The organism is Erythrobacter sp. SDW2 (assembly GCF_021431965.1).
GTDB lineage: Bacteria > Pseudomonadota > Alphaproteobacteria > Sphingomonadales > Sphingomonadaceae > Parerythrobacter.
In genome coordinates this window covers 1,997,006-2,009,374 of sequence record NZ_CP090370.1, presented here as the reverse complement: position 1 = coordinate 2,009,374, position 12,369 = coordinate 1,997,006, and the positions used below count along the sequence as shown (strand labels likewise).

Below are 12,369 nucleotides of genomic sequence, written 5' to 3'. Positions count from 1 at the left end.
ATGGGCGCAGCCTCGGCCCCGATCGAAGATTTCCTCGCCATGCTGGCGGCCGAACGCGGTGCGGCGGCCAATACTCTGGCGGCCTATCGCCGGGATCTCGAAGGAGCGGAGAAACTGGTCGGAGAGCTGGCGTCCGCCCCGCGCGCCAAGGTGTCGCAGCTGGGCAGTGCCTGGGCTTCGCTGGCTCCTTCGACTGTCGCGCGCAAATCGTCGGCTTTGCGCCAATTCTTCGGGTTTCTGATCGACGAAGGGTTGCGCGATGATGATCCATCGCCGGCGCTTCCGAGGCCGGCGACGCGCCGGCTGCTCCCCAAGATCCTATCGCATGACGAGATCGAAACACTGTTCGCGCGCGCTGAATTGGAGGCCGCATCCGGTCGTCCTCGAACGGTTCGAATGCTTGCATTGCTCGAATTGCTCTATGGTTCGGGGTTGCGAGCGACAGAGTTGGTATCGCTTCCGGTTTCGGCAGTCCCGAGGGACGCGCCATTCCTGACTGTGACCGGCAAGGGAGGACAGGCGCGCATGGTCCCGATCAGCCGCCGCGCTGGTGAGGCACTTGCTCGATGGCTCCCGTTGCGTGAAGCCGTTTCGCCATGGCTGTTCCCGTCGCGCGGGAAGCATCTGACGCGAATCCGGTTGTTCCAGTTGCTCAAGGAACTGGCGACCCACGCGGGATTGAATCCGGGTAAGATCAGCCCGCATGTCCTGCGCCATGCCTTTGCGACTCACTTGCTCGAGGGCGGGGCAGACTTGCGCGTACTCCAGACGCTGCTCGGCCACGCCGATATCGCCACCACGCAGATTTATACCCATGTCGACGCTGCGCGCTTGGTAGCATTGGTCAATGAACGGCATCCGCTTGCGGAAAAGCGGCGAGGCGACTAGCGCGTCCGCATGAATGCCTATCTCGAATTCGAGAAGCCTGTCGCCCAGCTCGAAGCGCGGATCGCGGAATTGCGCGCCGCCGCCGAGGGTGACGAGGTCGATATCTCCAATGAGCTCAAGCGGCTCGAGAAGAAAAGTGCCGAACTGCTCGCGAGCACCTACGCGGCGCTGACGCCGTGGCAGAAAACCCAGGTAGCCCGGCATCCGCTGCGGCCTCATTTTCGCGACTTCGTTGCCCATGCGTTCGACGAGTTCGTGCCGCTGGGCGGTGACCGTCTTTATGGCGACGATGAAGCGATCATGGGCGGCTTTGCCAAGCTCAGGGGGCGCAAGGTCATGCTGATCGGACACGAAAAGGGCCACGACACCGAAAGTCGGCTGCGTCACAATTTCGGCATGGGGAAGCCCGAAGGGTATCGCAAGGCCATCCGGTTGATGGAGCTGGCTGATCGGTTTGGCCTGCCGGTGGTGACCCTGGTCGACACCTCCGGAGCCTTTCCGGGGGTGGAAGCCGAAGAACGCGGCCAGGCGGAAGCCATCGCTCGTTCGACCGAGGCTTGCCTCGCGCTAGGCGTTCCTATGGTTGCGACAATTGTAGGCGAGGGTGGATCCGGCGGTGCCGTGGCGCTGGCGAGTGCAGAGCGGGTCCTGATGTTCGAGCATGCTGTCTATTCGGTCATTTCGCCCGAAGGTTGCGCTTCGATCCTGTGGCGGACCGCCGAGCGGGCACCCGATGCCGCCGAGGCTATGAAAGTCACTGCGCAACATCTCAAGGATCTGGGCGTTATAGACCGGATCGTAAATGAGCCCGTTGGCGGGGCACATCGTGATCCCGCCGGGGCCTGCCAGAGCCTGGCGGCTGCGATCGACGAGGAATTGACTGCGCTGGGTGCCATTCCTTCGGACGGACTGCGCAGGATACGCGAAGAAAGGTTTCTTCAGATCGGAGCTTAATCGCCATTGCTGCGTTACGCCATCTGACAACCTTTCCGACGGGCCCATGCTAAGGCTCTGGGAAGCTTAAAGATGAGGAGACACAAGATATGTCCCGAACCCTGAAACCGGCCTTTCTCGGCACGGCAGCGCTCGCATTTGCCCTCTCGGGTTGCATGGGCGCAGGTGGCTCGATTCCCAGTGCTTCGGCACCCATCACGCAGAGCGAAGCCCAGCAGGGCGCAGAGGCGCACCCCAAGCTGCTAGCCGAATTCGGCGGGGCGATGACGGGGCCGCAGGCGACCTACGTCGAGCAAATCGGCAAGAACGTCGCGGTGCAGTCGGGCCTTGGCAACGCCCGTGAAGATTTCACCGTCAGCCTCGTCAACAGCTCGGTCAACAACGCCTTCGCGATCCCCGGCGGCTATATTTACACCACCCGCCAACTGGTCGCGCTGATGAACAACGAAGCCGAACTGGCTGCGGTGCTGGGGCACGAAGTTGGCCACGTTGCCGCTCGACATTCGCAGCGGCGACAGGCGGCGGCGCAGCGCAACTCGATCCTCGGCATTCTTGGCGCCATCGCCTCTAACGTGATTCTCGGTAACTCGGGCCTCGGCAACACGCTTTCCAATGTGTTCCAACAGGGTTCTCAGCTTTTGACGCTGAAGTTTTCGCGGAGCCAGGAGCTTGAAGCCGATGAATTGGGCATCAGATACCTGACCCAGGCCAATTACGATCCGCAAGCGATGAGCACAGTGCTGCGCAGCCTTGCAATGCAGAACAATCTCGATGCGCAATTGCAGGGCCGCAATGCTTCGATCCCGGAATGGGCATCGACCCACCCCGATCCGGCAAGCCGTGTAACGACTGCCCGCCAAAAGGCGCAGGGCTTGGCGGGCAGCATCACCAATCGGGACACCTTCCTGACGAGAATCGACGGCATTCTCTACGGCGACGATCCGGCACAAGGTGTGATCGAAGGACAGGATTTCATCCATCCTGATCTGAAGCTGCGTTTTTCGGCGCCGACCGGATTCTACATGATCAACGGGACCCGCGCGGTCAGTATCAACGGCCAGTCGGGCCAGGCGCAGCTGACCACGGCGAGCTACAACGGCGATCTCGATGCCTACATCCGGGCCGCCTTCGCCGCGCTTGGCGGTAATCAGCAGCAACTGGCACCTTCATCGATCCAGCGCACGACAGTGAACGGGCTGAAGGCCGCCTATGGCACGGCCCGGGTGAGCAATGGTTCAGGGCAGATCGATGTCACTGTGTTTGCGTATGAATTCGCACCAAGCCAGGCATTTCATTTTCAGGCTGTCACAGCAGCAGGGAAGGGAGACGTGTTCGCCCCAATGTACCAGTCGATGCGGAGGATTACGACCGCCGAGGCTTCTGCAGTGATCCCACGCAAGATCCAGGTCGTGACTGTTGCCCGCGGCGATACGGTTGCATCGCTGGCGCGCCGGATGGCTTATGACAATGCCCAGGTTGAACGCTTCCGTGTGCTCAACGGCCTTGGCTCGACCGATGAACTCCAGGCCGGACAGAAGGTAAAGCTGGTCGTTCGCGGACGCTAACGCTGACGGGCGTCGTGTTTGCCACGCACAAACAAAAACGGCGGGGATCGCTCCCCGCCGTTTCTGTTTTTGGCTTGCGCCGTCGAATTAGACCGAAGCCATGTCCGACGAAACCTTGCCGAAGGTGTTGCTCAGCTGGTTGCCGAGGCCCGACATCGCCGAGATGGCGGCGACGGCGATCAGAGCGGCGATCAGGCCATATTCAATGGCGGTCGCGCCTTCGTTGTCCTTCATGAGGTTCTTGAAGAAAGTCATTTGTAGTCTCCTGGTTTCAGTCTTCGGTACCCGACTCTTTCCAGTGATCCGGATCGAGCGAATTTCGGTGTAAGGGTGAGCGGTTGACAAAATCCTAAAGCGAGTGACGGTTTTTTTGTCATTGGTGATCAGATGGATGCCTTGTCGACGGCCTCTTGCGAGGTATCAGAAACAAAGTTCCACTTGTCAGTAACGACGTTGCCGACCTGCGAAACCGACGCAATCATGGCGAGAAAGATCATGGCGAGGATGATACCGTATTCGACGGCCGTCGCGCCCGAGCTGTCGCTGAAGAGCTTTTTGATCAGGTTCCGCATGTAAAATCCCACCCAATGAGTGCACTGATCGCCGATATTGCCGCGCCAGGGTTAAGAAAGGGTTTGCTGAGGCCACAGAAATGACAAAAAAGTTTACACCTCTGATCGTGGTCGCTGCGGCCGTGAGCGATGGAAGTGGGCGCTGGCTGATGCACAAGCGACCCGCGCACAAGCAGCACGGCGGACTATGGGAGTTCCCGGGCGGCAAGGTCGAAGCCGATGAATGCCCCGGTACGGCACTGGCAAGAGAGATCGAGGAGGAGGCCGGAATACGACTCGACCCGGATGAATTGGCTGAAACGGGCTTTGCGGTCTCCTGCGGTGACGAGAGTGCGGACGGGATTGTCATCCTTCTTTACACCGCCGAACGATGGCACGGAGACCTAGAGGCGCGTGAGGGTGGTCAGTTCCAGTGGTTCGACCATGCCGGGATCGCGACACTGGACAAACCACCGCTCGACGTCGTGCTGGCACGGCAACTGGCGCAAAAAAGGCCCTAACTGCGCTTCAAAAGGGATTGCCAAGCCTCGAGCGCACTCCTATGTGCCGCCCTCCAACGCGCACCCGTAGCTCAGCTGGATAGAGCACCAGACTACGAATCTGGGGGTCGGACGTTCGAATCGTTCCGGGTGCGCCATCAAAAGGCCGTTCCTCGCAAGAGGGGCGGCCTTTTGTGCATCATTAGGTTTGGAACCGGGGTTGGGCTTCTCCGTTGCCCCTGTAACACTTGCATCTCGGAGACCCACCAATGTCAGCGACCCAGGATATTTTCAGCCGGCTTAAGCAGGACCACGACCGTCACCGCGAACTCCTCGACCAGATTGCGCAGACCAGTGGCGACACGCCCGAGCGGCGCGAATTGTTCGAAGCCTTTACCAGGGAAGTGAAGGGCCACGCGTCGGCAGAAGAGCAGGCACTTTATGCATCCATGCTCCGCAAGCCCCCGACGACCGATGAGACGCGCCATTCCGTCGCCGAGCATCACGAAATCGAAGAAGCCCTCAACGATCTCGCTGCGACCGATATGTCATCTTCGGCCTGGCTCCAGAAATTCAAGCAGCTCGACCACGATTATCGGCATCACATCAAGGAAGAGGAAGACGAGCATTTCCCTGAGTTTGAGGAATATCTTACCGCCGAAGATGTGAAGCAGATGGAGGAGGTCTTCGAACGGAGGAAGGCAGCCGAGAAGGCCGAAGCCGAGGTTACTCCGGAGAAGAAGGAAGACGCCAAGGAGTGAGCCACCGGTGACATCCGAACCAATGACCCGGTCCTTTGGGCCGGGTTTTTTGTCGGCGCGCCAGCACCTATTTGCATTTCTCGCTCGCCTCGGCGAAGGCTGGGGCTGGAACATGGCATATGCGGCAACCGTCGCACCTTGGAGGAACGCGCCACTATGGGTTGCGACGCAGATCACGATCATGGGAACACATCGGGCAAGCCCGATGTCCCTCAGCACGTACAGGATGCGATCCGCACGCTTATTGAATGGGCGGGCGATGACCCCAGGCGTGAAGGACTTCTCGATACACCGAGGCGGGTAGGGCGGGCCTGGCTCGAATATTGCCAGGGTTACCAGGAAGAGCCGTCCATCCACCTGTCTCGCGTATTCGAGGAAGTGGGTGGCTACGACGAGGTCGTGCTGCTCAAGGACATCCCGTTCCAGAGCCACTGCGAACACCATATGGCGCCGATCACCGGCAAGGCCGCCATTGCCTATTTGCCCAACAAGCATGTGGTGGGAATTTCCAAGCTGGCGCGTGTGCTCCACGGGTATGCTCGCCGGCTGCAAATCCAGGAGCGTCTCACGGCCGAGGTCGCCCAGTGCATCTGGGACAATCTCGAACCTCATGGAGTCGCCGTCGTGATCGAGGCGCAGCATGGTTGCATGACGGGACGTGGTGTTCGCACACCGGGGGTCGGCATGGTTACTAGCCGCCTGCTCGGATGTTTCCTTGATGACCACAGCAGCCGCAAGGAAGTGCTTAGCCTGATGGGCTACGGTTGAGCCAGCGCGAAGGGAAGGGGCATGGCGCGTGAGTTCAAACTGGCGATGACGCCAGACGAGCTATCGGAGTTCTTCTGTCAGGCCTTTCCCGGCGATCCGCAGCGAAATTTCGCGTTCGAACGGTTCGAACCAGGCTTCCTGCGCATAAGGATGGTGCCCGACGAGACAATGCTGCGTCCAGGCAATCTGGTTTCGGGGCCGACCCAGATGGCACTGGCTGATCGTGCCGCCTATGCTGTAATTCTAGCTCACATCGGCCCGGTGGCGATGGCGGTGACGAGCAATCTCAACATGAGCTTCCTTCGGGGGGTTCAGAAGGATGCGGTCTACGCTGACACCACTTTGCTCAAGCTGGGACGGAAACTGGCTTCGGTGGATGTCCGCTTGTGGCAGGACAGCGAACACCACATTGTTGCGCAGTCGACCGTGACCTACGCCATTCCCTGAGTGAGTCAGGAGTGACGGCTGATGCCGCGCATCAAGATGTCGCGGGCAAGGTCCGGCACTGAAGCGATATCATCCCCCTCGCGCGCCCACACGGCATAGCGCAGGCCGAGAAACACGTTCATTCCCATGATCGCCCAGGCATGGGCTTCATTCAGATCATCAATGAGTTCGCCTTTGGCCGCTCCGTCCCGCAACCGTTCGAGGATGCGTAGCGCGGTGTTTTCGTAGTGGGCACGATAGCTAGGCGGGTCGACGAATTCGGCTTCGTCGATGATGCGATATATCTCTTTGTGTTCCAGCGCGAAGGCAAGGAATGCGGAGAGGGCGTCGCGCTCGCGGTCAAAGGCAGATGCGCTGTTCTCCAGGGCTGAGGAAGCGGCTTGCTTCACTCCATCACTAAAGTCGCGGACGAGCGCCTGGAAAATGGACTCCTTCGATTCGAAGTAGGTGTAGAAGCTGCCCAAGGCGACCCCTGCGCGCCGGGTGATCCCGCTGATTGAAGCTTCGTGGAAGCCGCGTTCGCCGAATTCGAATTTGGCTGCATCGAGCAGTTTGCGGCGCGTGCGGCGCCCGCGTTCGGTAACCGGGGTCAATGCTCCGTTTGTTGCTGTTGTGTCCCCGTCCATGGACCGCAAGCTATGCGCAAACCAGGCTGTCGACAAGTCTTAACTTGAAAGGTGGTTCATCTTTCAATATGATTCCTCCCATAACAGCTTTTGGGAGAAAGAATCATGTCCAATCCGCCTCGTTTGCGCGCTGCATTGATGGTTGGCGCTGCCAGCACATTCTGGCTCGCTGCACCGGCTGCCGCGCAGGACGCTGGCGAAGCCGAAGATTCTCTCAGTCAATCTGAAGGCTATGGACAGCCCTTGGTGGTTACAGCACGTCGGCGCGAGGAACTGGCCGTTGACGTCCCGCTGTCTCTGACGGCGATTTCAGGTGCCGACCTCGACCGGAAGGGAACGCAGGAAATCACCGCCATCGCGCAGGAAGTGCCAAACCTTACGCTCGAAGTAAGCCGCGGCACCAACACGACGCTGACCGCCTTTATCCGTGGTGTGGGCCAGCAAGACCCGGTTGCGGGTTTTGAAGCGGGCGTCGGACTGTACGTTGATGACGTCTATCTTAATCGTCCGCAAGCGGCCGTTCTTGACGTGTATGATGTAGAGCGGATCGAAGTGCTGCGCGGCCCGCAGGGTACCCTTTACGGTCGCAACACTATCGGCGGTGCGATCAAGTACGTCACTGCTCGCCTTCCCGAGGATCCCAGCTTCAAGGCCCGGGCAACCTACGGCTCTTATGACCAGGCAGACTTGATTCTCAGCGCCTCCGTGCCGCTCTCGGAGGCAATCCGCATTGGTGCAAGCGGTGCGCGGCTCAGCCGTGGCGGCTTTGGCGACAATCTCAATCTCCAAGGGGTGGAGAATTACAACAAGGACGTTTGGGCGGCGCGCGGGACTATCGAGATGGAAAGCGGACCGCTCTTCATCCGCTTGTCCGGTGACTATGTGAAGGACAACAGCGAGGCTCGCCAGGGGCATCGCCTGATCCCCTCCCTTGTCACTGGTGCGCCGGTCCTGGACAATGTTTACGACACCCGCGCCGGTCTGAATGTCGTCGACCAGGAAGTCGAGGCATGGGGCGGGGCGCTGGCAATTTCCTACGAGGTTTCCGACACCATCACGCTGAAGTCGATTACCGGCTATCGCAAGGACAAGTCGACCACACCGATCGACTTCGACAGCCTGCCGTCGGCCGACCTCGATGTGCCCGCGATCTACAACAACAAGCAATTCAGCCAGGAACTGCAGTTCCTGTACGAAGGCGAAAAGCTGAACGGTGTGCTCGGGGCCTATTACCTCGATGCCAACGCTTTCACTGCCTTCGATGTAGCACTGTTCACGACAGGTGCGATCCTCAACCTCCCGGGCCTCAATGCGCAGACCGTCGGCGATGTCGACACCAGCACCTGGTCGATCTTCGGCGATTTCTCCTACGACATCACCGACCGGCTGAGTGTCTCGCTCGGCGGTCGTTACACAAGCGACAAGCGGACCAGCCGCGTGCTGCGGACGACCTTCATCGGTGGCTTTTCGGACCTGTTCCCGCCGTCGACCGCAATCCCGATTGCTGTCACGTCGGACTTCCTCGGCAGTAAGACTTTCAAGGAGTTCACCCCGCGCGCGTCGGTCAGCTTCAAGCCGAACGATAACAACAACATCTATTTCACCTACTCGCGCGGCTTCAAGGGGGGCGGCTTCGATCCGCGTGGCCAGACCAGCGCTGCGCCCGACCTCGACGGTGATGGCGACCGGGACTATGACGACCAGTTCGCGTTCCTGAGTTTCGATCCTGAAACGGTCGACAGTTTCGAACTGGGTTGGAAGGCATCGCTGCTGGACAACCGTCTCAACATCAGCCTTGCGGGATTCCTGGGTCAGTACAAGGATGTGCAGATTCCCGGCTCGGTCGGGATCGACACCAACAATGATGGTGTCAACGACAGCTTTATCGGGATTACCTCCAACGCGGCCTCTGCCGACGTCAACGGGTTCGAGTTTGAAGGCAGGGCGCTGGTTGGCCGCGATTTTGCCGGAATCGGCAGCCGCCTGAACGTCAACTGGTCGCTTGGCTATCTCGATGCCAAGTTCAACACCTTTATCGACAACTTCGGCAATGATGTGGCTGACCAGCGGGTGTTCCAGAATACGCCGGAGTTCACCGGCCATTTCGGTTTCGACCTTGGCGTTCCCGCTGCTGGAGGCATGGTCGACCTGCTGAGCTCGGTTTCCTATCGCAGCGATGCCAGCCAGTTCGAAGTGCCGAACCCCTATCTTGACCAGGATGGCTATGCACTGGTCGATGCGAGCCTCGTCTACACCGCAGATAGCGACCTGTTCACTATCGGCCTGCATGTGAAGAATCTGTTCGACAAGCGTTACATTGTCGCAGGCTACAATTTTGTGGCGGGCGGCGTGAATGGCGCGCCCTTCGTCCCGACCCTAGGCCGCGAAGGAACTCTGACGGGTTTCTACGGCGATCCGCGTCGGGTGTTTGTGACCGGGGAAATCCGCTTCTGAACCGTCTCTCCGAAGAAAAAGGGCGCCACCCTCACGGGGGCGCCCTTACTTTTGGCGGATCAAATTGGCTTAGAGTTGGCCGAGCAAATGTTCCGCGCTCGAGACCGAGAAATCACCGGGCGCCTCGACGTTGAGCTCGGTCACCTTGCCGTCTTCCACGATCATCGAATAGCGCTGGCTGCGGGTGCCGAGGCCGAAGCCGCTGCCGTCCATGGTAAGGCCGATTGCCTTGGCAAAATCGCCGTTGCCGTCAGCCAGGAAGGTGATCTCGGGCGAACCATCGGCCTTTTGCCAGGCGCCCATCACGAACGGATCGTTGACGGAGGTGCAGACGATTTCGTCCACACCCTTGGCCTTCAATTCCTCGGCCTTCTCGACATAACCAGGCAAGTGCTTGGCCGAGCAGGTCGGGGTAAAGGCACCCGGAACCGCAAAGAGCGCAACTTTCTTGCCCTTGAAATAGTCACCTGACTGGACCTGCTCGGGTCCGGCTTCGGTCGGCTTGACCAGTTTCACATCGGGGAGGGTATCGCCTTTGGAAATCGACATGTCGGCTGCATCCTTTTTGGTTGGGAGTAATGTGTGGCCCACAGATAGGGTGCAACGACAACGGTGCAATGGCCATTGCGAGGCACCGGCGCCACATTCCGCATGGTGAATCCTGGTTCACCATTGACGTTTAAGAACGGGTAAACGGGATAGGCCAGTCTTCTTGGCGCGGGCGAAAAGGGGGTCCGCGGGGAGACGGACGATGAGAAAGAACGGAATGCGGGCGCGCGCGGCGTGCCTGGCGGCTGCGGTCGCGTTGCCGATGGCGACGCCTGCCCAGGCGATGTATTCGCAAAACGAAGCGGAATCGGTGCGCAAGCTCGACATCATGTTGATGGTGAGTTCGCTAAGGTGCCGTTTCGGGCCAGACGATTTCCAGGCCGATTACCAGCGTTTCTCCACGCAGCATCTGCCGACGTTGAACGAAGCCTATCGCGCGCTGCACGATATCCTTGCGCGCACGCACGGCGCGAAGCGAGCAACGCGGATGCTGGATGACATCAGCGTCAGTATGGCCAACCTATACGGTCAAGGGCATCCTTGGCTCGGCTGTGCCGAGCTCAAGAGCGTTACCCGTGACCTGGCAGACAAGCGCCAAGGTGACAAACTGCTCGTAGAGGCGAATTACCTGCTGGCCGAACGCCGACCTGCGGGAACGACACTTGCACTCCGTGAATGACGGTAAGCGTAGCGCAACTCCCATATAAAGAAATCTTTATATTTGCCCCGATCGGAACGGGTCGCTAAGGCGCGCGCGTCATTCTTTTCGCGCGCCCGCATGAATTTTGCCGGTGCGTATTGCACTGCAAGGAGCACCCCCATGTCGGCCCATCCTCCCTACGTCATCAAGGATATTGCGCTCGCCAAATACGGCCGCGACGAGATCGCAATTGCGGAGACTGAAATGCCGGGCCTGATGGCGCTGCGCAGCGAATACGGCGACGCGCAGCCGCTCAAGGGCGCGCGCATCACCGGCTCGCTGCACATGACGATCCAGACCGCTGTCTTGATCGAAACACTTGTCGCGCTTGGCGCCGACGTCCGCTGGGCGACATGCAATATCTTCTCGACCCAGGACCACGCCGCTGCTGCCATTGCGGAACAGGGCATTCCGGTGTTCGCTGTGAAGGGTGAGAGCCTCGCCGACTATTGGGACTACGTCGGTCGTATTTTCGACTGGTCGACCAGTGCCGATCCGGACCGGACCGCCAACCTCATTCTCGACGATGGGGGCGATGCCACTATGTTCGCGCTGTGGGGTGCGCGCATCGAATCCGGCGATGAATTGCCGGAACCGACCAATGCCGAGGAAATCGAATTCCAACGCGCGCTGAAGGCGTTCGTGAAGGAAAAGCCGGGCTACCTGACCCGCTCGGTGAAGAACATCGTCGGAGTCTCGGAAGAAACCACCACTGGCGTTCACCGGCTCTACCATATCGCCAAGAACGGTAAGCTGCCGTTCCCGGCCATCAATGTGAACGACAGCGTGACCAAGTCGAAGTTCGACAACCTCTATGGCTGCCGCGAATCGCTGGTCGACGCCATTCGCCGCGCCACCGACGTGATGCTTTCGGGCAAGGTCGCCTGTGTTGCGGGCTTCGGTGACGTGGGCAAGGGCAGTGCCCAGTCGCTTCGTAACGGGGGTGCGCGGGTTCTGGTGACGGAAATTGATCCGATTTGCGCCCTACAGGCGGCGATGGACGGCTTTGAAGTCGTGACCATGGAAGAAGCCGTGACCAAGGCCGACATTTTTGTGACCGCGACGGGCAACGAGCATGTCATCACCGCCGCCCATATGGAGGCGATGAAGGACAAGGCCATCGTCTGCAACATCGGTCACTTCGACAGTGAAATCCAGATTTCGGCGCTCAACAACTACGAGTGGAACGAACTCAAGCCGGGCACGGACCTGGTCAAGTTCCCCGATGGCAAGGAAATCATCGTTCTCGGCCAGGGTCGCCTGGTGAACCTCGCTTGCGCGACGGGGCACCCCAGCTTTGTGATGAGCTTCAGCTTCACCAACCAGACGCTGGCGCAGATCGAGCTGTGGACGAAGGGCGACGAGTACAATAACGACGTGTATGTCTTGCCCAAGCACCTCGACGAGAAGGTTGCGGCGCTCCACCTCGACAAGCTGGGCGTCAAGCTGACCAAGCTCAGCCAGGTTCAGGCCGACTATATCGGGGTGCCGGTCGAAGGACCGTTCAAACCGGACCACTACCGCTACTGATCGGCGTCGTTTGATCGCAGAAAACAGGAGAGCCCTCGCAATTGCGGGGGCTTTTCCTTTTGCACCAGGTTGCATC

At 59.7% G+C, this 12,369-nt stretch carries 14 protein-coding genes and 1 tRNA gene; 11 read left to right on the top strand and 4 right to left on the bottom strand.

Annotated elements, in window-relative coordinates; translation table 11 throughout:
- The 3 genes from LY632_RS09810 to LY632_RS09800 all read left to right on the top strand — a co-directional run bounded on the left by LY632_RS09810 (position 1) and on the right by LY632_RS09800 (position 3,407).
- Complete coding sequence (locus LY632_RS09810; RefSeq protein WP_234090958.1) at positions 1-888, top strand: tyrosine recombinase; 888 nt, start codon at positions 1-3, stop codon at positions 886-888.
- 9 nt (positions 889-897) lie between these two features.
- A complete protein-coding gene (locus tag LY632_RS09805; RefSeq protein WP_234090957.1) occupies positions 898-1,842 on the top strand; it encodes an acetyl-CoA carboxylase carboxyltransferase subunit alpha in 945 nt (314 codons plus the stop codon).
- 89 nt (positions 1,843-1,931) lie between these two features.
- Positions 1,932-3,407: a M48 family metalloprotease gene (locus tag LY632_RS09800; protein ID WP_234090956.1), complete on the top strand. Its 1,476-nt coding sequence runs from the start codon at positions 1,932-1,934 to the stop codon at positions 3,405-3,407.
- Positions 3,408-3,494: 87 nt separating this feature from the next.
- On the opposite strand, the gene LY632_RS09795 is transcribed toward LY632_RS09800, so the two are convergent.
- A complete protein-coding gene (locus LY632_RS09795) occupies positions 3,495-3,662 on the bottom strand; it encodes a Flp family type IVb pilin (RefSeq protein WP_234090955.1) in 168 nt (55 codons plus the stop codon).
- A 128-nt stretch (positions 3,663-3,790) separates the two neighbouring features.
- Positions 3,791-3,979, bottom strand: a complete 189-nt coding sequence (locus LY632_RS09790; RefSeq protein WP_234090954.1) for a Flp family type IVb pilin — start codon at positions 3,977-3,979, stop codon at positions 3,791-3,793.
- A gap of 80 nt (positions 3,980-4,059) precedes the next feature.
- Here LY632_RS09790 and LY632_RS09785 point away from each other — a divergent pair, with 80 nt between their 5' ends.
- The 5 genes from LY632_RS09785 (at position 4,060) to LY632_RS09765 (ending at position 6,434) form a co-directional block, all read left to right on the top strand.
- Positions 4,060-4,479, top strand: coding sequence for an NUDIX domain-containing protein (locus LY632_RS09785; protein WP_234090953.1), 420 nt, complete (start codon positions 4,060-4,062; stop codon positions 4,477-4,479).
- A 60-nt stretch (positions 4,480-4,539) separates the two neighbouring features.
- A tRNA-Arg gene (locus LY632_RS09780) sits at positions 4,540-4,616 on the top strand.
- A gap of 111 nt (positions 4,617-4,727) precedes the next feature.
- Positions 4,728-5,219 (top strand): hemerythrin domain-containing protein, encoded by a 492-nt coding sequence (locus LY632_RS09775; protein ID WP_234090952.1) that lies wholly within the window; start codon positions 4,728-4,730, stop codon positions 5,217-5,219.
- Positions 5,220-5,375: 156 nt separating this feature from the next.
- A complete protein-coding gene (folE, locus tag LY632_RS09770) occupies positions 5,376-5,987 on the top strand; it encodes a GTP cyclohydrolase I FolE (RefSeq protein ID WP_234090951.1) in 612 nt (203 codons plus the stop codon).
- A 21-nt stretch (positions 5,988-6,008) separates the two neighbouring features.
- Complete coding sequence (locus LY632_RS09765; protein ID WP_234090950.1) at positions 6,009-6,434, top strand: PaaI family thioesterase; 426 nt, start codon at positions 6,009-6,011, stop codon at positions 6,432-6,434.
- 5 nt (positions 6,435-6,439) lie between these two features.
- Here the strand turns inward: LY632_RS09765 and LY632_RS09760 are convergent, their stop codons facing one another.
- A complete protein-coding gene (locus LY632_RS09760) occupies positions 6,440-7,060 on the bottom strand; it encodes a TetR/AcrR family transcriptional regulator (protein WP_234090949.1) in 621 nt (206 codons plus the stop codon).
- A 105-nt stretch (positions 7,061-7,165) separates the two neighbouring features.
- On the opposite strand from LY632_RS09760, the gene LY632_RS09755 reads away from it, so the two are divergent.
- Positions 7,166-9,514, top strand: a complete 2,349-nt coding sequence (locus LY632_RS09755; protein ID WP_234090948.1) for a TonB-dependent receptor — start codon at positions 7,166-7,168, stop codon at positions 9,512-9,514.
- A gap of 69 nt (positions 9,515-9,583) precedes the next feature.
- Here LY632_RS09755 and LY632_RS09750 read toward each other — a convergent pair whose 3' ends face one another.
- Positions 9,584-10,063 (bottom strand): peroxiredoxin, encoded by a 480-nt coding sequence (locus LY632_RS09750; protein ID WP_234090947.1) that lies wholly within the window; start codon positions 10,061-10,063, stop codon positions 9,584-9,586.
- 202 nt (positions 10,064-10,265) lie between these two features.
- Here LY632_RS09750 and LY632_RS09745 point away from each other — a divergent pair, with 202 nt between their 5' ends.
- Both LY632_RS09745 and ahcY read left to right on the top strand, forming a co-directional pair.
- Positions 10,266-10,742 carry an S-adenosyl-L-homocysteine hydrolase gene (locus tag LY632_RS09745; protein ID WP_234090946.1) on the top strand — a complete coding sequence of 159 codons (477 nt, stop codon included), beginning with the start codon at positions 10,266-10,268 and terminating at the stop codon, positions 10,740-10,742.
- A 141-nt stretch (positions 10,743-10,883) separates the two neighbouring features.
- Complete coding sequence (gene ahcY / locus LY632_RS09740; protein ID WP_234090945.1) at positions 10,884-12,293, top strand: adenosylhomocysteinase; 1,410 nt, start codon at positions 10,884-10,886, stop codon at positions 12,291-12,293.
- Positions 12,294-12,369: the final 76 nt, after the last annotated feature.

What these genes read in the sequence shown, in the direction of transcription:
- LY632_RS09810 (WP_234090958.1), top strand. Translation starts at nt 1, where the DNA reads ATGGGCGCAGCCTCGGCCCCGATCGAAGATTTCCTCGCCATGCTGGCG.
- LY632_RS09805 (WP_234090957.1), top strand. Translation starts at nt 898, where the DNA reads ATGAATGCCTATCTCGAATTCGAGAAGCCTGTCGCCCAGCTCGAAGCG.
- LY632_RS09800 (WP_234090956.1), top strand. Translation starts at nt 1,932, where the DNA reads ATGTCCCGAACCCTGAAACCGGCCTTTCTCGGCACGGCAGCGCTCGCA.
- LY632_RS09795 (WP_234090955.1), bottom strand. Translation starts at nt 3,662, where the DNA reads ATGACTTTCTTCAAGAACCTCATGAAGGACAACGAAGGCGCGACCGCC.
- LY632_RS09790 (WP_234090954.1), bottom strand. Translation starts at nt 3,979, where the DNA reads ATGCGGAACCTGATCAAAAAGCTCTTCAGCGACAGCTCGGGCGCGACG.
- LY632_RS09785 (WP_234090953.1), top strand. Translation starts at nt 4,060, where the DNA reads ATGACAAAAAAGTTTACACCTCTGATCGTGGTCGCTGCGGCCGTGAGC.
- LY632_RS09775 (WP_234090952.1), top strand. Translation starts at nt 4,728, where the DNA reads ATGTCAGCGACCCAGGATATTTTCAGCCGGCTTAAGCAGGACCACGAC.
- folE (WP_234090951.1), top strand. Translation starts at nt 5,376, where the DNA reads ATGGGTTGCGACGCAGATCACGATCATGGGAACACATCGGGCAAGCCC.
- LY632_RS09765 (WP_234090950.1), top strand. Translation starts at nt 6,009, where the DNA reads ATGGCGCGTGAGTTCAAACTGGCGATGACGCCAGACGAGCTATCGGAG.
- LY632_RS09760 (WP_234090949.1), bottom strand. Translation starts at nt 7,060, where the DNA reads ATGGACGGGGACACAACAGCAACAAACGGAGCATTGACCCCGGTTACC.
- LY632_RS09755 (WP_234090948.1), top strand. Translation starts at nt 7,166, where the DNA reads ATGTCCAATCCGCCTCGTTTGCGCGCTGCATTGATGGTTGGCGCTGCC.
- LY632_RS09750 (WP_234090947.1), bottom strand. Translation starts at nt 10,063, where the DNA reads ATGTCGATTTCCAAAGGCGATACCCTCCCCGATGTGAAACTGGTCAAG.
- LY632_RS09745 (WP_234090946.1), top strand. Translation starts at nt 10,266, where the DNA reads ATGAGAAAGAACGGAATGCGGGCGCGCGCGGCGTGCCTGGCGGCTGCG.
- ahcY (WP_234090945.1), top strand. Translation starts at nt 10,884, where the DNA reads ATGTCGGCCCATCCTCCCTACGTCATCAAGGATATTGCGCTCGCCAAA.